The following is a 19688-nucleotide window of genomic DNA, read 5'->3' on the forward strand; positions in this document are numbered from 1 at the left end:
TCTTTCAGTTATAGGGACTTTAGCGCAGACTTTCAACGACCATTACAAACCATTGCCTTTCCGGAACGTAAACAATCACGCTCCGGAAGGATAAAACTTAACCGATGGCAACCCGTGATTGCTTATCGAGTCGGCCACTTAAGCCTATTAACAGCAGTGCCACAACAACAATCACGGCGCCAATCCAGGGCGTTTGCGCCAGGCCGAAGTTCTGTACAGTCTGACCGCCAATGATGGAGCCCAGGGCAATCCCTACGTTAAAGGCCGCGATGTTGAGCCCAGAGGCAACATCTACCGCGTTGGGCGTGTATTGCTCAGCCTTTTGGACAACATAAACTTGTAATCCCGGCACATTGCCGAAAGCAAAAACACCCATCACCAAAATCGTCAGCAAGGCAGCAACATGTGAATGCGCTGTGACCTGGAAGACCAGAAGTAACGCAGCCAGAGCAGCAAAGATAAACTTCAGGGCCGGCACCGCACCGTGACGATCCGCCAGTTTCCCACCCCAGATGTTACCGATAGCCACCGATACGCCATAACCGAGCAGGATCCAGCTAACCGCAGAAGGTGAGAAGCCGGCCAGATCCTGCATCATTGGAGCAAGGAAGGTGAAGGCGGTGAACACGCCACCATAGCCCAGAGCAGTAACCAGATAGATCAGTACCAGACGCGGATGCGTCAGGACCTGTAATTGCTCTTTTATTCCCGCCATCGCACGGTTAGGAATATCTTTCGGGATAAGGATCATGCTGCTGATTAACGCGATCACGCCAATAGCCGATACCGCGAGGAAGGTTTCACGCCAGCCAAAATGCTGCCCGATGAAAGTGCCTAATGGCACGCCGGTCACCAGCGCTACCGTCAGGCCACCAAACATAATGGCAATGGCCGAAGCAGCTTTCTCTTTAGGCACAAGGCTTGTCGCAATCGTCGAGCCAATAGAGAAAAACACGCCGTGCGCCAGGCCAGTTAGTAGACGTGCCACAACCAGGGTCTCGTAATTAGGCGACAGCCAGGCAATAACGTTACCCACTGTAAAGAGAGCCATAAGCCCGATCAACAGCTGTTTACGCGGCAATTTACCCGTTAAAGCGGTCAGGACAGGCGCGCCAATGGCTACGCCCAGGGCATAGATAGAAACCAGCAATCCTGCCGACGGCACGGAGATCGCGAGTTGTTCAGCGATGGTCGGCACAAGCCCGACAATCACAAATTCAGTAGTACCGATTGCGAAAGCACTGATTGTCAGTGCCAGAAGCGCCAGAGGCATAATTTACTCCATAACAGGTGTCTTTTGATGACACGCAGTATGGCGGGATGCTTAAATAACAAAAATATGTAAAATCTCAATAGAATTTTGCTTGTGGAGCAACAATGAAGGCTACATCGGAAGAACTTGCGATTTTCGTTGCCGTAGTAGAAAGCGGGAGTTTTAGCCGCGCAGCAGAACAGCTGGGACAGGCTAACTCTGCGGTAAGCAGAACGGTTAAAAAGCTGGAGATGAAGCTGGGAGTAAGCCTGCTCAACCGCACAACCCGGCAGCTGAGCCTGACGGAGGAAGGTGAACGCTACTTCCGTAACGTGCAGCAGATTCTGCAGGCGATGGCCGCAGCCGAAAATGAAGTGATGGAAAGTAAGCAAACGCCGCGGGGATTATTGCGCATTGATGCCGCAACGCCGGTAATGTTGCATTTACTGATGCCGCTGATAAAACCGTTCCGCGAACGCTACCCGGAAATGACGCTCTCGCTAGTCTCTTCAGAAACCTTCATTAACCTCATCGAACGCAAAGTCGATGTGGCGATCCGCGTGGGCAATTTAACCGACTCAAGCTTACGTGCCCGCCCACTCTTTAGCAGTTATCGCAAGATTATTGCATCACCTGAATATCTGGCGGCACACGGTGTGCCGGAGACTGCTGACGATTTGATGAATCATGTCTGCCTGGGCTTTACCGAGCCGTCATCTCTTAACCGCTGGCCTGTTTCACAAGCGGATGGGCAGCTTTTTGAGATCAAGCCTGGGTTATCTTCGAATAGTGGCGAGACACTTAAGCAGCTCTGCCTGACGGGAAACGGCATTGCCTGCCTGTCGGATTTTATGATTGATAAAGAGATTGAGAGCGGAGAGTTCGTTGAGGTGCTGGCCGATAAACTTTTGCCGGTCAATATGCCTTTCAGTGCGGTGTACTATAGCGACCGGGCGGTCAGTACACGTATTCGTGCATTTATTGATTTTCTGAGTGACGCAGTAAAACGGCCCCATGCAGGGCCTTAATCAGGATCAGTTATCCCACTTTGGTGCCAGACCTTCCGGGCTCACCAGGCGGTCATTGCATTCCAGAGCAGCAATAGCCGCCATGTCTTCTGCATCCAGCTTCAAGTTCAGCGCCTGCAGGTTGCTTTCGAGATTCACACGTTTGGTAGATGAAGGAATGACTGCGTAACCCAGAGCCATCGCCCACGCCAGAATCACCTGAGCAGGGGTCGCCTGATGCTTCTGTGCAATGCGGCCAATCGTTTCGTCTGCCAGTGCCTTGCCATACGCCAGCGTCATGTAAGACGTGATGTGGATGTTATGCTGTTTTGCCCACTCAACAACGGTACGGTTTTGCAGGTATGGCGACAGTTCGATCTGGTTAGTCGCAATGTTTTCAGCGCCAATGGCGTCAATGGCCTGCTGCATCAGCTCAACCGTAAAGTTCGAAATCCCAATCTGGCGAGTCAGACCCGCTTCTTTCGCCGACAACAGCGCCTGCATAAATTCAGCAACCGGTACGGCGTCGTTTGGTGATGGCCAGTGGATCAGGGTCAGATCGACATAATCAGTATTCAGTTTCGCCAGGCTATCCTTCAGGCTCGGGATCAGCTTGTCCTTACTCAGATTTTCGATCCAGATCTTGGTGGTGATAAACAGTTCATCACGCGGAATACCGCTTTCTTCCAGGGCCTGACCAACAGCCGCTTCATTATCATAGATTTGAGCAGTGTCTACTGCGCGATAGCCCAGTTCCAGCGCAGTTTTAACCGATGCGATGACGACGTCGTCTTTCAGGCGGAAAGTGCCCAGACCGAATGCAGGAATTGCCATTATTAACCTCATTATAGGGTGTGCGTTTGTATGAGGCAGAGTATGCAGGGGAGAACTTTGATGAAAAAGGCAGATAAATGCAGAAGATTTTTGCTAAATCAGCAACAATGCCGCCGTGTGTGATGAAATTTAAAAACAAAAAAGCCCTGAGTCTAAGACTCAGGGCTTAAATAAGTGGCGGAACGGACGGGACTCGAACCCGCGACCCCCTGCGTGACAGGCAGGTATTCTAACCGACTGAACTACCGCTCCACCGAATTTTTCTACAACCACCGGTTTGTTGCCCCGGTTTACTGCTTAATTTGATGCCTGGCAGTTCCCTACTCTCGCATGGGGAGACCCCACACTACCATCGGCGCTACGGCGTTTCACTTCTGAGTTCGGCATGGGGTCAGGTGGGACCACCGCGCTACGGCCGCCAGGCAAATTCTGTTATTGACCGTTATATTTCCATATAACCATCAATCTAATCCTGAACTAAGCTGAAAATCTTTCGTCTCTCAAAACACCTTCGGTGTTGTAAGGTTAAGCCTCACGGATCATTAGTACTGGTTAGCTCAACGTATCGCTACGCTTACACACCCAGCCTATCAACGTCGTAGTCTTCAACGTTCCTTCAGGACCCTTAAAGGGTCAGGGAGAACTCATCTCGGGGCAAGTTTCGCGCTTAGATGCTTTCAGCGCTTATCTTTTCCGCATTTAGCTACCGGGCAATGCCATTGGCATGACAACCCGAACACCAGTGATGCGTCCACTCCGGTCCTCTCGTACTAGGAGCAGCCCCCCTCAATTCTCCAGCGCCCACGGCAGATAGGGACCGAACTGTCTCACGACGTTCTAAACCCAGCTCGCGTACCACTTTAAATGGCGAACAGCCATACCCTTGGGACCTACTTCAGCCCCAGGATGTGATGAGCCGACATCGAGGTGCCAAACACCGCCGTCGATATGAACTCTTGGGCGGTATCAGCCTGTTATCCCCGGAGTACCTTTTATCCGTTGAGCGATGGCCCTTCCATTCAGAACCACCGGATCACTAAGACCTGCTTTCGCACCTGCTCGAGCCGTCACTCTCGCAGTCAAGCTAGCTTATGCCTTTGCACTAACCTCACGATGTCCGACCGTGATTAGCTAACCTTCGTGCTCCTCCGTTACGCTTTAGGAGGAGACCGCCCCAGTCAAACTACCCACCAGACACTGTCCGCAACCCGGATCACGGGTCTACGTTAGAACATCAAACATTAAAGGGTGGTATTTCAAGGTTGGCTCCACGCAGACTGGCGTCCACGCTTCAAAGCCTCCCACCTATCCTACACATCAAGGCTCAATGTTCAGTGTCAAGCTATAGTAAAGGTTCACGGGGTCTTTCCGTCTTGCCGCGGGTACACTGCATCTTCACAGCGATTTCAATTTCACTGAGTCTCGGGTGGAGACAGCCTGGCCATCATTACGCCATTCGTGCAGGTCGGAACTTACCCGACAAGGAATTTCGCTACCTTAGGACCGTTATAGTTACGGCCGCCGTTTACCGGGGCTTCGATCAAGAGCTTCTCCTTGCGGATAACCCCATCAATTAACCTTCCGGCACCGGGCAGGCGTCACACCGTATACGTCCACTTTCGTGTTTGCACAGTGCTGTGTTTTTAATAAACAGTTGCAGCCAGCTGGTATCTTCGACTGCCTTCAGCTCCACCCGCGAGGGGCTTCACCTGATGACAGCGTGCCTTCTCCCGAAGTTACGGCACCATTTTGCCTAGTTCCTTCACCCGAGTTCTCTCAAGCGCCTTGGTATTCTCTACCTGACCACCTGTGTCGGTTTGGGGTACGATTCAATGTTACCTGATGCTTAGAGGCTTTTCCTGGAAGCAGGGCATTTGTTACTTCAGCACCGTAGTGCCTCGTCATCACACCTCAGCGTTTAATAAGCGTCCGGATTTACCTAAACGCTCCGCCTACATGCTTAAACCGGGACAACCGTCGCCCGGCTAACATAGCCTTCTCCGTCCCCCCTTCGCAGTAACACCGAGTACAGGAATATTAACCTGTTTCCCATCGACTACGCCTTTCGGCCTCGCCTTAGGGGTCGACTCACCCTGCCCCGATTAACGTTGGACAGGAACCCTTGGTCTTCCGGCGAGCGGGCTTTTCACCCGCTTTATCGTTACTTATGTCAGCATTCGCACTTCTGATACCTCCAGCAAACCTCACAGTTCACCTTCGACGGCTTACAGAACGCTCCCCTACCCAACAACACATAGTGTCGCTGCCGCAGCTTCGGTGCATGGTTTAGCCCCGTTACATCTTCCGCGCAGGCCGACTCGACCAGTGAGCTATTACGCTTTCTTTAAATGATGGCTGCTTCTAAGCCAACATCCTGGCTGTCTGTGCCTTCCCACATCGTTTCCCACTTAACCATGACTTTGGGACCTTAGCTGGCGGTCTGGGTTGTTTCCCTCTTCACGACGGACGTTAGCACCCGCCGTGTGTCTCCCGTGATAACATTCTTCGGTATTCGTAGTTTGCATCGGGTTGGTAAGCCGGGATGGCCCCCTAGCCGAAACAGTGCTCTACCCCCGAAGATGAGTTCACGAGGCGCTACCTAAATAGCTTTCGGGGAGAACCAGCTATCTCCCGGTTTGATTGGCCTTTCACCCCCAGCCACAAGTCATCCGCTAATTTTTCAACATTAGTCGGTTCGGTCCTCCAGTTAGTGTTACCCAACCTTCAACCTGCCCATGGCTAGATCACCGGGTTTCGGGTCTATACCCTGCAACTTAACGCCCAGTTAAGACTCGGTTTCCCTGCGGCTCCCCTATACGGTTAACCTTGCTACAGAATATAAGTCGCTGACCCATTATACAAAAGGTACGCAGTCACCCCATAAAGAGGCTCCCACTGCTTGTACGTACACGGTTTCAGGTTCTTTTTCACTCCCCTCGCCGGGGTTCTTTTCGCCTTTCCCTCACGGTACTGGTTCACTATCGGTCAGTCAGGAGTATTTAGCCTTGGAGGATGGTCCCCCCATATTCAGACAGGATACCACGTGTCCCGCCCTACTCTTCGAACTCACAGTATGTGCATTTTAGTGTACGGGAGTATCACCCTGTACCCTGCGACTTTCCAGACGCTTCCACTAACACACAAACTGATTCAGGTTCTGGGCTGCTCCCCGTTCGCTCGCCGCTACTGGGGGAATCTCGGTTGATTTCTTTTCCTCGGGGTACTTAGATGTTTCAGTTCCCCCGGTTCGCTTCATTACGCTATGTATTCACGTAATGATAGTGTGACGGATCACACTGGGTTTCCCCATTCGGAAATCGCCGGCTATAACGGTTCATATCACCTTACCGACGCTTATCGCAGATTAGCACGTCCTTCATCGCCTCTGACTGCCAGGGCATCCACCGTGTACGCTTAGTCGCTTAACCTCACAACCCGAAGGTGTCTCGTAAGACACAATCGATATTGTGAAAATTTGAGAGACTCGAACATGTCTTAACCTCATTCTTTATTACGGAAGAATAAGACGACATGTCGTTTCAATTTTCAGCTTGTTCCGGATTGTTAAAGAGCAAATATCTCAAACATGACTCTTTCAAGTCAGCTTTGAGATAGTTCGGCACGCAACTTTCACTTACATACCAGCAAGTGGCGTCCCCTAGGGGATTCGAACCCCTGTTACCGCCGTGAAAGGGCGGTGTCCTGGGCCTCTAGACGAAGGGGACACTGAAGTCTCAATCGCAAGACGCCTTGCTTCTCTACATCTATCAGACAATCTGTGTGAGCACTACGCGGGTTGTATCTTTTAGGTAAGGAGGTGATCCAACCGCAGGTTCCCCTACGGTTACCTTGTTACGACTTCACCCCAGTCATGAATCACAAAGTGGTAAGCGCCCTCCCGAAGGTTAAGCTACCTACTTCTTTTGCAACCCACTCCCATGGTGTGACGGGCGGTGTGTACAAGGCCCGGGAACGTATTCACCGTAGCATTCTGATCTACGATTACTAGCGATTCCGACTTCATGGAGTCGAGTTGCAGACTCCAATCCGGACTACGACGCACTTTATGAGGTCCGCTTGCTCTCGCGAGGTCGCTTCTCTTTGTATGCGCCATTGTAGCACGTGTGTAGCCCTACTCGTAAGGGCCATGATGACTTGACGTCATCCCCACCTTCCTCCAGTTTATCACTGGCAGTCTCCTTTGAGTTCCCGGCCGAACCGCTGGCAACAAAGGATAAGGGTTGCGCTCGTTGCGGGACTTAACCCAACATTTCACAACACGAGCTGACGACAGCCATGCAGCACCTGTCTCAGAGTTCCCGAAGGCACCAATCCATCTCTGGAAAGTTCTCTGGATGTCAAGAGTAGGTAAGGTTCTTCGCGTTGCATCGAATTAAACCACATGCTCCACCGCTTGTGCGGGCCCCCGTCAATTCATTTGAGTTTTAACCTTGCGGCCGTACTCCCCAGGCGGTCGACTTAACGCGTTAGCTCCGGAAGCCACGCCTCAAGGGCACAACCTCCAAGTCGACATCGTTTACGGCGTGGACTACCAGGGTATCTAATCCTGTTTGCTCCCCACGCTTTCGCACCTGAGCGTCAGTCTTTGTCCAGGGGGCCGCCTTCGCCACCGGTATTCCTCCAGATCTCTACGCATTTCACCGCTACACCTGGAATTCTACCCCCCTCTACAAGACTCAAGCTTGCCAGTTTCGAATGCAGTTCCCAGGTTGAGCCCGGGGATTTCACATCCGACTTAACAAACCGCCTGCGTGCGCTTTACGCCCAGTAATTCCGATTAACGCTTGCACCCTCCGTATTACCGCGGCTGCTGGCACGGAGTTAGCCGGTGCTTCTTCTGCGAGTAACGTCAATCACCAAGGTTATTAACCTTAATGCCTTCCTCCTCGCTGAAAGTACTTTACAACCCGAAGGCCTTCTTCATACACGCGGCATGGCTGCATCAGGCTTGCGCCCATTGTGCAATATTCCCCACTGCTGCCTCCCGTAGGAGTCTGGACCGTGTCTCAGTTCCAGTGTGGCTGGTCATCCTCTCAGACCAGCTAGGGATCGTCGCCTAGGTGAGCCATTACCCCACCTACTAGCTAATCCCATCTGGGTTCATCTGATGGCAAGAGGCCCGAAGGTCCCCCTCTTTGGTCTTGCGACGTTATGCGGTATTAGCTACCGTTTCCAGTAGTTATCCCCCTCCATCAGGCAGATCCCCAGACATTACTCACCCGTCCGCCGCTCGTCACCCAGGAGCAAGCTCCCCGTGCTACCGCTCGACTTGCATGTGTTAGGCCTGCCGCCAGCGTTCAATCTGAGCCATGATCAAACTCTTCAATTTAAAAGTGTTTGATGCTCAAAGAATTAAAACTGTTTATAAAATCAGTAGTCACTCTTCAAGACTTGATATTTGTTTGCATCCGGAGATGCTGAGATATCAATCCTGCGAGTGCCCACACAGATTGTCTGATAAATTGTTAAAGAGCAGTGAGTCAGTCGCTTTCGCTTGCTAACTCGAGGTGGCGTATATTACGCTTTCCTCTTTCAGAGTCAAGCGTTTATTTTCGCTTTCGTCTGACTGACTACCGGGTTGTGAAGCCGCTTTCGAAGCCGCTTCGCCGTGTCAGTGGAGGCGCATTATAGGGAGTTCTCAGAGCCTGACAACCCCTAATTTGAAAAAACTTTCTGACAGGCTATTTTTTAGGCGAAATGCTTATTTTTAGCGCTTTTTGATGAGTTTTGGCAGGTCTGCGAGGCTATTAATAACCACATCTGCGGCCGCCTCACCTGCTTCTGTCACTGGTTTGCCGGTGCGAACCAGCACTTTAGTCCCCACCATTGCGGCAGCACCAGCCTGCATATCTTCAATTTTATCGCCGACCATATAAGAAGAAGCCATATCAATGTGCAGGAAGTCACGGGCAGAAATCAGCATGCCAGGCTGCGGCTTACGACAGTCACAAGTCTGGCTAAACTCTTTCACGCTCCCATCCGGGTGATGAGGGCAATAATAGATGCCGTCGAGATCGACGCCGCGGTCCGCCAGCGACCAGTCCATCCATTCGGTCAGGTTTTCAAAGTCAGCCTCGGTGAACATCCCGCGCGCAATGCCGGACTGGTTAGTCACCAGCACCAGAGCAAAGCCCATCTCTTTTAATTCGCGCATTGCTTCTATAACACCATCAATAAACTCGAACCGGTCAACTTCATATACATAGCCATGATCGACATTAATGGTGCCATCGCGGTCGAGAAAAATAGCGGGTACGGACTGTGCCACTTGAGAACTCCTGAAACGGGTTAATGACGTTTAGTATCGCATGATTTAGTAATAAGGAGAGAACAGTCCTTCACTCGCTGATTGATTTAGACGTCTGGATGCCTTAACATCCATATCGATTACGGTAACTTTGGTTACTGGTAGCAGAAAATTCCACGGCTAATACAGATACGATAATAAATAACTCAATGATTAAACTTTCAAATATCACCAAGGTGTTCCAGCAGGGAAACCGCAGCATACAGGCATTGAACAATGTCAGTCTGCACGTACCTGCCGGGCAAATTTATGGCGTGATTGGCGCGTCCGGTGCGGGGAAAAGCACCCTTATCCGCTGTGTAAACCTGCTTGAACGTCCAACCGAAGGTTCAGTTCTGGTTGACGGTCAGGACCTGACAACGCTTTCTGAAACCCAGTTAACCAAAGCCCGCCGCCAGATCGGTATGATCTTCCAGCACTTTAATCTGCTTTCTTCGCGTACCGTTTTTGGTAACGTCGCTCTGCCGCTCGAGTTGGATAACACGCCAAAAGAAGAGATTAAACGTCGCGTTACCGAGCTACTGGACTTAGTAGGTTTAGGTGAAAAGCACGATGCCTGGCCTGCAAACCTTTCCGGCGGTCAGAAGCAGCGCGTCGCGATTGCTCGTGCGCTTGCCAGCAATCCAAAGGTCCTGCTGTGTGACGAAGCTACCAGCGCGTTGGACCCAGCCACGACCCGCTCTATTCTGGAGCTGCTGAAAGACATTAACCGCCGCCTGGGCCTGACCATTCTGCTTATCACCCACGAGATGGATGTGGTCAAACGTATTTGTGACTGCGTGGCCGTGATCAGCAACGGCGAGCTTATTGAGCAGGATACGGTGAGCGAAGTGTTCTCCCATCCGAAAACGCCTCTGGCGCAGCAGTTTATTCAGTCCACACTGCACCTCGACGTGCCGGAAGATTACGCGCAGCGTCTGAACGCAGAGCATAAAGAAAATGCGGTACCTTTATTACGCCTGGAGTTCACTGGCCAGTCGGTCGATGCCCCACTGCTCTCAGAAACAGCACGTACCTTCAACGTGAACAGCAACATTATTAGCGCGCAGATGGATTATGCCGGTGGGGTGAAGTTCGGCATCATGCTGTGTGAAATGCACGGCGAGCCAAAAGATACGCAAGCGGCTATTGCCTGGCTGCAGGAGCAACACGTGAAAGTAGAGGTGCTGGGTTATGTCTGAAGCAATGATTTGGTTACTGGCTCGCGGCGTATATGAAACGTTGGCCATGACCTTTGTTTCCGGTTTCTTCGGATTTGTGCTCGGTCTGCCAGTCGGCGTGCTGCTTTACATCACTCGTCCTGGGCAAATCAGCGCCAATGCGAAGCTTTACCGCAGCCTCTCGGCGATCGTTAACATTTTCCGTTCTATTCCATTCATTATCCTGCTTGTCTGGATGATCCCTTTTACTCGCGTCATCGTAGGAACATCTATCGGCCTGCAAGCGGCTATCGTTCCGTTGACCGTTGGTGCCGCGCCGTTTATTGCGCGTATGGTTGAAAATGCCCTGCTGGAAATTCCAACCGGCCTGATTGAAGCTTCACGCGCGATGGGCGCTACGCCGCTGCAAATCATTCGTAAAGTACTGCTTCCAGAAGCGCTTCCAGGCCTGGTCAATGCCGCGACGATTACCCTTATCACTTTAGTGGGCTATTCTGCTATGGGTGGTGCCGTCGGTGCCGGTGGTTTGGGGCAGATTGGCTATCAGTACGGGTACATCGGCTACAACGCTACCGTAATGAATACCGTACTGGTTCTGCTGGTCGTGCTGGTTTACTTAATTCAATTCTCTGGCGATCGTATCGTCCGGGCTGTTACACACAAATAAACACAACTGCATTCATACAAGGAAAAGGACATGGCTTTTAACTTTAAAACGTTCGCCGCGGTCGGCGCTCTGATTGGCTCTCTGGCCCTGGTGGGTTGCGGTCAGGAAGAGAAAGATCCAAACCACATTAAAGTCGGCGTGATTGCTGGCGCTGAGCAGCAGGTTGCGGAAGTGGCTCAGAAAGTGGCTAAAGAGAAGTATGGCCTCGATGTTGAGCTGGTGACCTTTACCGACTATGTCCTGCCAAACGAAGCACTTAGCAAAGGCGATATCGACGTTAACGCCTTCCAGCACAAACCTTACCTGGATCAGCAGATCAAAGATCGTGGTTATAAGCTGGTTTCCGTAGGCAATACCTTTGTTTATCCAATTGCCGGCTACTCCAAAAAAATCAAATCACTGGCTGAACTGCAGCCGGGTTCTCAGGTAGCACTGCCAAACGACCCGACTAACCTCGGCCGTTCTCTGCTGCTGCTGCAGAAAGAAGGTCTGATCAAACTGAAAGACGGCGTTGGTCTGTTGCCAACCGTGCTGGATGTCACCGAGAACCCAAAAAATCTGAAACTGGTTGAGCTGGAAGCACCGCAACTGCCGCGTTCTCTTGACGATGCGCAGATTGCTCTGGCCATCATCAACACCACTTACGCTAGCCAGATTGGCCTGACACCAGCGAAAGACGGTATCTTCGTTGAAGACAAAAACTCGCCTTACGTGAACCTGATCGTTTCTCGTGAAGACAACAAAGATGCAGAAAACGTGAAGAAGTTCGTTCAGGCCTATCAGTCTGATGAAGTGAACGAAGCGGCTAACAAAGTCTTTAACGGCGGCGCGGTTAAAGGCTGGTAAGTTTCCATTCTTCAGTTTTACGTAAATAATTAAAGGCGGGCGCAAGCCCGCCTTGTTATTTTGGTTCGAGCTTGCTTCAATGTTCCCCGTTTTACATTCATTGAGGAAATATTATGCGTGCTTTACCGATCTGTTTATTAGCCTTCGCGCTGAGCGGCTGTTCAATGCTAAGCAGATCCCCAGTAGAACCCGTTCAAAGCACGGCAGCTGCGCCGAAGACAGAAACAGAGAAACCGAAAGCGCCTCGCCCTGTTCCGGTCAGAATCTACACCAACGCAGAAGACTTGGTGGGTAAACCGTTCCGTGATTTAGGCGAAGTCAGCGGCGAGTCTTGCCAGGCAAGCAATCAGGATTCTCCCCCGAATATCCCGACAGCACGTAAACGCATGCAGATTAATGCCTCCAAAATGAAAGCCAATGCGGTCCTGCAGCACAGCTGCGACATCACCACCGGCACGCCAGGGTGCTACCGTCAGGCTGTTTGCGTTGGCTCCGCGCTGCAAGTTTCGGCGCAATGACCCCATTTCAATTTGCACAAATAGGCGTTATTCGCTCCCCTTATAAAGAAAAGTTCGCCGTCCCGCGTCAGCCCGGTCTGATCAAAGACGGCGGCGGTGAACTGCGTCTGCTTGCGCCTTACAACCAGGCCGATGCCGTTCGTGGGCTGGAAGAGTTTAGCCACCTGTGGCTATTGTTTGTCTTTCACCAAACGATGGAAGGCGGCTGGCGCCCAACCGTACGTCCTCCCCGGCTTGGCGGAAACGCGCGAATGGGCGTGTTTGCTACGCGTTCCACGTTTCGCCCGAATCCAATCGGCATGTCGCTGGTTGAGCTTAAAGGTATTCGTTGCCAAAAAGATGAAGTGATCTTACAGCTCGGCAGTCTGGATTTGGTGGATGGCACGCCCATTGTAGATATCAAACCGTACCTGCCATTTGCAGAAGCCGTGCCGGACGCACGTGCTGGCTATGCACAGCAGGCTCCGCAGGCGGACATGCCTGTGATGTTTACACCAGAAGTGCAGCATCAGTTGACCGGGCTGGAAAAACGCTATCCGCATCTTGCGCGTTTTATCAGTCAGGTGCTTGCTCAGGACCCTCGTCCTGCCTATCGTAAAGGTGAAGATGTCGGGAAAACTTACGCCGTTCTGCTGCTGGACTTTAACGTTCGCTGGCGCATCACAGAACACGGTTTTGAAGTGTTCGCTCTCGAAACGAGTTAATTTAGCCCTCTCTCTTTTGACATCTCTGCCACACTGGTAAACTAAACCACTTTTTTTGAAGCAGGCCGCCGCTGGCCTGCGCTCTGCCGTTCAAATGGAACCGTAACAACATGCGTACTAGCCAATACCTGCTCTCCACTCTGAAGGAGACACCTGCCGACGCTGAAGTAGTCAGCCACCAGCTGATGCTGCGCGCCGGGATGATCCGCAAGCTGGCCTCCGGTTTATACACCTGGCTGCCAACCGGTTTGCGCGTCCTGAAGAAAGTCGAAAACATCGTGCGTGAAGAAATGAACAACGCCGGTGCTATCGAAATGTGCATGCCGGTGGTTCAACCCGCCGACCTGTGGCAGGAGAGTGGACGTTGGGAACAATACGGCCCGGAGCTGCTGCGCTTTGTTGACCGTGGCGAACGTCCTTTCGTGCTGGGTCCAACCCACGAAGAAGTGATCACCGACCTGATTCGCAACGAACTGAGCTCCTACAAGCAGCTGCCGCTGAATCTGTTCCAGATCCAGACTAAATTCCGTGACGAAGTGCGCCCACGTTTTGGCGTAATGCGTTCCCGCGAATTCCTGATGAAAGACGCCTACTCGTTCCATACGTCTCAGGAATCCCTGCAGGAAACCTACGACAAGATGTATGAGGCTTACAGCAAGATTTTCTCCCGTATGGGTCTGGATTTCCGTGCCGTTCAGGCAGATACCGGCTCTATTGGCGGCAGCGCTTCCCATGAGTTCCAGGTACTGGCCCAAAGCGGTGAAGACGATGTAATCTTCTCTGACAGCTCAGACTATGCGGCAAACATCGAATTCGCTGAAGCTTTAGCGCCGGCAGCAGGCCGCGCAGCGCCAACCGCTGAAATGAGCCAAATCGACACCCCGAACGCAAAAACTATCGCCGAGCTGGTTGAGCAGTTCAACCTGCCAATCGAGAAAACGGTTAAGACTCTGCTGGTGAAAGCCACCGAAGGCAGCGCTTATCCGCTGGTTGCTTTGCTGGTTCGTGGCGATCACGAGCTGAACGAAGTGAAGGCTGAGAAACTGCCGCAGGTAGCAAGTCCGCTAACATTCGCCACCGAACAAGAAATTCGCGACATCGTGAAAGCCGGTCCTGGTTCCCTGGGTCCAATCAATCTGCCTGTTCCAGTTGTGATTGACCGCAGCGTTGCGGCAATGAGTGATTTCGCCGCTGGCGCAAACATCGACGGCAAACACTTTATCGGCATTAACTGGGAACGCGATGTTGCGCTGCCAGAAGTTGCGGATATCCGTAACGTTGTGGCCGGCGATCCAAGCCCGGACGGCAAAGGCACCTTGATGATCAAGCGCGGCATCGAAGTGGGTCACATCTTCCAGTTGGGTACCAAGTACTCTGAAGCGCTGAAAGCCGCGGTTCAGGGTGAAGATGGCCGTAACCAGACCCTGACCATGGGTTGCTATGGCATCGGTGTTACCCGCGTGGTCGCGGCTGCGATTGAACAGAACTTTGACGATCGCGGTATTCTGTGGCCGGACGCTATCGCCCCGTTCCACGTTGCGATTCTGCCAATGAACATGCACAAGTCATTCCGCGTGCAGCAGCTGGCTGAAGAGCTGTATACCACGCTGCGCGCGCAGGGCATCGACGTGCTGCTGGACGATCGTAAAGAGCGTCCAGGCGTGATGTTTGCCGACATGGAGCTGATTGGTATTCCTCACACTATCGTTATCGGCGACCGCAATCTCGACAACGAAGAGATCGAATACAAACATCGCCGTGCCGGTGAGAAGCAGATGATCAAAACCAACGAGATCGTTGATTTCCTGGTGAAGCAGATCAAAGGCTAATTAACCGCTGAGCATAAAAAAGCCCGTCCATCTGGACGGGCTTTTTCGTTTTAGTCGTTACACTCTTTGCCGGGCTTAAACTTCGCACCCTTATCCGCGACCAGCGCTTTTTGTAACTCCCCACTGTCTGGAGAAGCCTGCAGCGTAAAGTGCCCTTCTACCACCAGCAGGATTGGCGCGCTGTTCTTGCCGCGTGCTGCCGCATAGGCTCTTTCGAGCTCGGCATTATCCGCAACGGCAAAGGTTTTACCGGTCGCACAGTCCTGGAATACCGCCGCGTCAGCCATGTATTTATACTTGCCTTTCATCGGCATTGGCGTTGACGGCAGCTTCGCATCCACCGCTTTTAGCGTGTAGTTGAACTGCGAATCAATCGGATTGCCTTCACGATCCAGCATCACCAGGCTGTCGCCTTTAGGGTGGTAATACTGCTTCTCGCCTTCGCTGTCGGTTAAGACCAGTTTATCGGCAGTCCGCGCCCATTTACCGTAGCTGGCAAATGAGGCTCCTTTACCCTGGTAAGTCTGATTCATCACCCAGGTGCCGTCCTTTTCCAGGAACAGCGAGGTTTCAATCCCTTCACAATCCGCACACGGCACTACGCCGCGATAGCTCTGCTGCATCGGTTTCAATTCCGCCGCCTGAGCCGGGATCAAAGTTTGCGTTTCCGTACGATTATTACAGCCAAATAGCGTGAACAGGCTGAGCGCTGCCAGCGCAGCCAGAAGACTCTTCTTCATGCTTCATTCCTTATGCCGTTGTCCCAATGTTCGTCGCTACTCCGGATGACGACGAACTTTGCCGCGTAGTGCTTTGGTTGTCGATTTCTGCGCCTTTGAGGCCAGACGCCGCTCTTTAGAAGCCCGCGTCGGCTTTGTGGCACGGCGGCTCTTCTGCACTACGGTGAGTTCTTGTATCAATGAAACCAGGCGAGCCACCGCCGCTTCGCGGTTCATCTCCTGGCTTCGGTATTCCTGGGCTTTAATCACCACCACGCCCTCAGGCGTGATCAAATGGTGACTTACCGCCAGCAGACGTATCTTATACGACTCCGGCAGGCTAGAGGCAGGAATATCAAAATGCAAATGAATCGCCGTTGAGGTTTTATTCACATGCTGCCCGCCCGCCCCCTGGGCACGAATCGCGGTAATCGTGACTTCATTGTCCGGGATAACGACCGTTCGCGACACGGAAATCATTGTTGCAGCCAGGCCGTAAAGTGAATTTCCAGATTATTCTCGCTGTCGGACAGCCAGATTGCGCCATCCTGAATCGTCGCCTGCAGGTTCATGGTGCGCGTACCAAACTCACTTAGCTTCGCCAGCTGTGCGTCATCCAGATACCAGATGGACAGGTTTTTAAACTGGCTCAGGCGGGTCTGGTTTTGCTGCCACCAAATTTCCGCCGCCCGACTATTATAGGTAAACAATGCCACCTCAGCCGACTGGCTGCAGGCTTTTTTGACCCGACGTTCTTCCGGTAACCCTAGTTCTACCCACAAATCAATGCCAAGGTGATCGTTTTTACGCCAGATTTCCGGCTCGTCTTCTGCGCTGAGGCCACGGGTAAATTCCAGACGCTCATCCGCATATTTAATCCATGCCAGCAGGCGCAGCATCATGCGCTCCTGCGTTTCCGAGGGATGACGCGCCAGCGTCAGGCTGCTGTCCAGAAACCGATTACGATCGAGATCGGCCACATTCACCGTCGCCTTATAAATTGTCGCTTTTAACGCCATCACACTTCTCCATACACAATTGCGCGCTATTGTAGCGAAATAACACTCCTTCGGCTCTGAGTATGACGGGTATATTTGCGTGGCTGATATCGGTTACATTGCTGTGGTATAGTCACCTTGCTAAACAGAGTTTATCTTCGTAGGCTTAGACTTGACCCCACGAGTAGGTCTGAAGTCGGGACTCTGAGAGGAGGGTATGTGGAAAAGTATTGTGAATTAGTTCGGCAACGCTATGCGGAAATTGCCAGCGGCGATTTAGGCTATATTCCTGATGCCTTAGGATGCGTATTGAAGGCTCTGAACGAAGTTGCCTCCAGCGAGGCCGTATCGGAGTCGGTCAGGGAACAGGCGGCTTATGCTGCCGCGAACTTACTGGTGAGCGATTATGTCAATGAATGATGCGTATCAACCCATCAACTGTGATGATTATGACAATCTCGAGCTCGCCTGCCAGCATCATTTGTTACTGACGCTGGAGTTAAAAGACGGGGAGGTTTTGAAAGCCAAAGCGAGCGATCTGGTTTCTCGTAAAAACGTCGAATACCTGGTTGTCGATAACGCTGGCACTACGCGTGAGCTACGCCTCGATAAAATTAACAGCTTTAGCCACCCCGAAATCGGCACTATCGTGGTGAGCGTCGAATAAATCTGATCACCCCATCTCAAACAAAACGGGCAGCTATCGAGGCTGCCCGTTTTGTTTACGGCTTCATTGAGGCGTAGTAGGCCGCTAAATCAGAGATATCCTCGTCTGAAAGCCCGCTGACGTAAGCCTTCATGATTTCTGCCTGCCCACCGCTGCGCTCCCCTTTTTTATAAGCCTGAAGCGAATGCTCCAGATAAGCTTCGCTCTGCCCGCCAATGTTTGGGTACAGCGGCGCAGAAGCTTTCCCACTCATGCCATGGCAGGCAACGCAGGTCATGGCCTTCGCTTCCCCGGCCTGGGGATCGCCTTTCGCCAGAGCAGGTAAACTGCAGACTATCAGCCCAAGCAGCAATACGACTTTTTTCATTGCTCAACTCCCTTTTGCCAGTCTATGTGCCAGCATGAATGTTCCGTAGCTTGTCCTTCACGAGTGACAAAAATACCCGGCGCAGCGATAAGTTGCTCGCCATAAAACAGCAGCGGCGTGGCGTCACGTTCCCATGGCGGAATGCGCAATTCCTGCCAGATTTTTTTCAGCGTTCGCCTTTTATCACGGCCGACAATATGCAGCAAACCCGAAGCCTTAAAACGCAGGCTAACAATTTCGTCCTCTGCTGGCGCACGCACCGGCATTCCCTTCTCGCTGAGTAAAATCATTCCCAGCCCAGGGAGATTCATGGGGTGATAAGGTGCGGGCCATAAATAGCTTTTTTCCCGATCGATGGTCAGCAGCGGAACCCAATACAGTTCCCCCTGAAAACGCCTGATTTCATGTTCGCCCAGGCGAAGGCGAGGATTGGCATCTTCCCGACTTAAAGCGACTTCCTGCCATAAATGTTGAAGAGAAGCCCGGGACGGCATCGCAGCCCGATGCCAGGAGAGCCAGCGCCGCAGCAGGGCAAATCGCCGTGCCTCACTCATCGCCAGCATCGACTCAATATGCAGCGCGCCCTCGGGTGACATCAAGTTATCCAGCTGTTCGGCAAGCAGTTCATCAAGCAGCTGTTCCTGCTCGCCGCATAACGCAGCGCTGCGGGCAACGCTGCGGGAAAAATGGGGCCATCTTTGCTGCAGCAGAGGAACGACTCTCAGACGCAGGAAATTCCGGTCATACTTATCGTCCTGATTACTTTCGTCCTCAATCCAGCTTAGCCGGTGAACGCCAGCCCACTCCTCAAGCTGTGCCCGTGAAGTTGCCAGCAACGGGCGCAATAATAATGTGTCGCTAAAAGGCAAAATCGCAGGCATCGACGCCAGCCCGGCCGGGCCGCTGCCGCGTTTAAGCGCCAACAGGAAGGTCTCACACTGGTCGTCCAAATGCTGTGCCGTCAGCAGCACTTCACCTGCCAAAAGCGAGTCAGAAAGCGCCTGGTAGCGGGCCGCCCTCGCTTCCCCTTCAACCCCCTGGCCGCCGGAGGGAAGCTGAACATAAGCCACTTCGAAGGGCACGTTCCACTTCTCACAAATTGCCCGGCAATGTTCCACCCAGCTGTCTGCTCTCGGGCTGAGTCCATGGTGGATATGCATTGCCCTGATATTCAGGCCAGGTTGCAGAGTATCTCGCAGGGTAACGACTTGATGCAGCAGAACCGTCGAATCCAGCCCACCGCTAAACGCCACCAGCAGTTGGCGGTGAGGATGCAGAAAAGACTGAAGTTCGCGGCTAGTCATAGTTTGTCGTTACGAGGGGTTTGCCCGGCAAATTACCGGGCATTCGCGGCGCTGGCAAGGTTTACTGCTGATAAAGTTCCAGCGGCAGGCCGTCGGGATCGCTGAAGAAGGTGAAACGTTTGTTGGTATAGGGATCGATGCGGATGGGCTCGCATTTCACGCCGTGGCTTTCCAGGTGCGTAATCGCCTGGTCAATGTTTTCCACGCTGAATGCCAGGTGACGAAGCCCGCAGGCCTCCGGGCGACTTGGGCGTACTGGCGGAAACGGAAAAGAGAATAGCTCAATAACGTACTGGCCGTTTAGCGCCAGATCGCCTTTCCAGGAGTCCCGCTCTTTGCGGTAAACTTCCGCTTCCAGCGTAAACTCCAGCACATCGCAATAGAATTGCTTACTGCGTTCGTAGTCCGACGCGATAATCGCGACGTGATGAATTTGCTTTAAACCCAGCATAAAATCTCCTTAGTCACTTCAGGCAAGGTAATCATCG

18 protein-coding genes, 2 tRNA genes and 3 rRNA genes are annotated in these 19688 nt (G+C 52.4%); 9 read left to right on the plus strand and 14 right to left on the minus strand.

The features are described 5' to 3' along the window. Positions 1-97: 97 nt before the first annotated feature. Entirely contained in the window at positions 98-1273 is a 1176-nt protein-coding gene (locus ACREYP_RS18145; RefSeq protein ID WP_336818454.1) for an MFS transporter, read from the minus strand. Between the two features lie 104 nt (positions 1274-1377). Between ACREYP_RS18145 and yafC the strand changes: the two genes are divergently transcribed. Then, positions 1378-2280: a DNA-binding transcriptional regulator YafC gene (gene yafC / locus ACREYP_RS18150; RefSeq protein WP_336818453.1), complete on the plus strand. Its 903-nt coding sequence runs from the start codon at positions 1378-1380 to the stop codon at positions 2278-2280. A gap of 6 nt (positions 2281-2286) precedes the next feature. Here yafC and dkgB read toward each other — a convergent pair whose 3' ends face one another. The 7 genes from dkgB to gmhB all read right to left on the minus strand — a co-directional run bounded on the left by dkgB (position 2287) and on the right by gmhB (position 9382). Next, a complete protein-coding gene (dkgB, locus tag ACREYP_RS18155; protein WP_008457256.1) occupies positions 2287-3093 on the minus strand; it encodes a 2,5-didehydrogluconate reductase DkgB in 807 nt (268 codons plus the stop codon). 175 nt (positions 3094-3268) lie between these two features. After that, a tRNA-Asp gene (locus tag ACREYP_RS18160) sits at positions 3269-3345 on the minus strand. 55 nt (positions 3346-3400) lie between these two features. Further along, a 5S ribosomal RNA gene (rrf, locus tag ACREYP_RS18165) occupies positions 3401-3516 on the minus strand. Positions 3517-3614: 98 nt separating this feature from the next. Further along, a 23S ribosomal RNA gene (locus ACREYP_RS18170) occupies positions 3615-6521 on the minus strand. A gap of 221 nt (positions 6522-6742) precedes the next feature. After that, a tRNA-Glu gene (locus ACREYP_RS18175) sits at positions 6743-6818 on the minus strand. Positions 6819-6903: 85 nt separating this feature from the next. Next, positions 6904-8443, minus strand: a 16S ribosomal RNA gene (locus tag ACREYP_RS18180). Together the 16S, 23S and 5S rRNA genes with 2 tRNA genes alongside form the textbook arrangement of a ribosomal RNA operon. A gap of 378 nt (positions 8444-8821) precedes the next feature. After that, positions 8822-9382: a D-glycero-beta-D-manno-heptose 1,7-bisphosphate 7-phosphatase gene (gene gmhB / locus ACREYP_RS18185; protein ID WP_008456984.1), complete on the minus strand. Its 561-nt coding sequence runs from the start codon at positions 9380-9382 to the stop codon at positions 8822-8824. A gap of 188 nt (positions 9383-9570) precedes the next feature. Between gmhB and metN the strand changes: the two genes are divergently transcribed. The 6 genes from metN to proS all read left to right on the plus strand — a co-directional run bounded on the left by metN (position 9571) and on the right by proS (position 15145). Continuing rightward, a complete protein-coding gene (metN, locus tag ACREYP_RS18190) occupies positions 9571-10602 on the plus strand; it encodes a methionine ABC transporter ATP-binding protein MetN (protein ID WP_008456982.1) in 1032 nt (343 codons plus the stop codon). Continuing rightward, positions 10595-11248, plus strand: a complete 654-nt coding sequence (locus ACREYP_RS18195) for a methionine ABC transporter permease MetI (protein WP_008456980.1) — start codon at positions 10595-10597, stop codon at positions 11246-11248. The genes metN and ACREYP_RS18195 overlap by 8 nt, the downstream gene beginning before the upstream one ends. Positions 11249-11278: 30 nt before the next feature. Continuing rightward, positions 11279-12094, plus strand: a complete 816-nt coding sequence (locus ACREYP_RS18200; protein ID WP_008456978.1) for a MetQ/NlpA family lipoprotein — start codon at positions 11279-11281, stop codon at positions 12092-12094. A 113-nt stretch (positions 12095-12207) separates the two neighbouring features. Further along, complete coding sequence (gene rcsF / locus ACREYP_RS18205) at positions 12208-12612, plus strand: envelope stress sensor lipoprotein RcsF (RefSeq protein ID WP_008456976.1); 405 nt, start codon at positions 12208-12210, stop codon at positions 12610-12612. After that, positions 12609-13316: a tRNA (N6-threonylcarbamoyladenosine(37)-N6)-methyltransferase TrmO gene (tsaA, locus tag ACREYP_RS18210; RefSeq protein WP_336818447.1), complete on the plus strand. Its 708-nt coding sequence runs from the start codon at positions 12609-12611 to the stop codon at positions 13314-13316. The genes rcsF and tsaA overlap by 4 nt, the downstream gene beginning before the upstream one ends. Positions 13317-13426: 110 nt before the next feature. After that, positions 13427-15145: a proline--tRNA ligase gene (gene proS, locus ACREYP_RS18215; protein WP_008456972.1), complete on the plus strand. Its 1719-nt coding sequence runs from the start codon at positions 13427-13429 to the stop codon at positions 15143-15145. A gap of 50 nt (positions 15146-15195) precedes the next feature. Here proS and nlpE read toward each other — a convergent pair whose 3' ends face one another. From nlpE to ACREYP_RS18230, 3 genes are read right to left on the minus strand one after another with little or no spacing between them, the layout of a single operon-like run. Beyond that, positions 15196-15885 carry an envelope stress response activation lipoprotein NlpE gene (nlpE, locus tag ACREYP_RS18220; RefSeq protein ID WP_008456969.1) on the minus strand — a complete coding sequence of 230 codons (690 nt, stop codon included), beginning with the start codon at positions 15883-15885 and terminating at the stop codon, positions 15196-15198. A gap of 36 nt (positions 15886-15921) precedes the next feature. Further along, positions 15922-16344 (minus strand): alternative ribosome rescue aminoacyl-tRNA hydrolase ArfB, encoded by a 423-nt coding sequence (gene arfB / locus ACREYP_RS18225; protein ID WP_336818446.1) that lies wholly within the window; start codon positions 16342-16344, stop codon positions 15922-15924. Further along, complete coding sequence (locus ACREYP_RS18230) at positions 16341-16883, minus strand: YaeQ family protein (RefSeq protein WP_008456965.1); 543 nt, start codon at positions 16881-16883, stop codon at positions 16341-16343. Before ACREYP_RS18230 ends, arfB begins: the two co-directional genes overlap by 4 nt. A 198-nt stretch (positions 16884-17081) precedes the next feature. Between ACREYP_RS18230 and ACREYP_RS18235 the strand changes: the two genes are divergently transcribed. Beyond that, the gene (locus tag ACREYP_RS18235) at positions 17082-17282 is read left to right on the plus strand and encodes a YaeP family protein (RefSeq protein WP_008456963.1); all 201 of its coding nucleotides are present in this window, start codon (positions 17082-17084) and stop codon (positions 17280-17282) included. Further along, on the plus strand, positions 17269-17529 hold the full coding sequence (gene rof / locus ACREYP_RS18240) for a Rho-binding antiterminator (RefSeq protein WP_336818445.1): 261 nt from the start codon (positions 17269-17271) through the stop codon (positions 17527-17529). Before ACREYP_RS18235 ends, rof begins: the two co-directional genes overlap by 14 nt. Before the next feature lie 55 nt (positions 17530-17584). Here rof and ACREYP_RS18245 read toward each other — a convergent pair whose 3' ends face one another. The 3 genes from ACREYP_RS18245 to ACREYP_RS18255 all read right to left on the minus strand — a co-directional run bounded on the left by ACREYP_RS18245 (position 17585) and on the right by ACREYP_RS18255 (position 19651). After that, positions 17585-17896, minus strand: a complete 312-nt coding sequence (locus tag ACREYP_RS18245) for a c-type cytochrome (RefSeq protein ID WP_008456960.1) — start codon at positions 17894-17896, stop codon at positions 17585-17587. Further along, the gene (gene tilS / locus ACREYP_RS18250) at positions 17893-19200 is read right to left on the minus strand and encodes a tRNA lysidine(34) synthetase TilS (RefSeq protein ID WP_336818444.1); all 1308 of its coding nucleotides are present in this window, start codon (positions 19198-19200) and stop codon (positions 17893-17895) included. Before tilS ends, ACREYP_RS18245 begins: the two co-directional genes overlap by 4 nt. A gap of 61 nt (positions 19201-19261) precedes the next feature. After that, on the minus strand, positions 19262-19651 hold the full coding sequence (locus ACREYP_RS18255; RefSeq protein WP_008456956.1) for a VOC family protein: 390 nt from the start codon (positions 19649-19651) through the stop codon (positions 19262-19264). Between the last annotated feature and the right edge of the window lie 37 nt (positions 19652-19688).

The sequence above is a fragment of the Enterobacter sp. TMH.L2 genome (genome assembly GCF_050847315.1).
Taxonomy (GTDB): Bacteria; Pseudomonadota; Gammaproteobacteria; order Enterobacterales; family Enterobacteriaceae; genus Cedecea.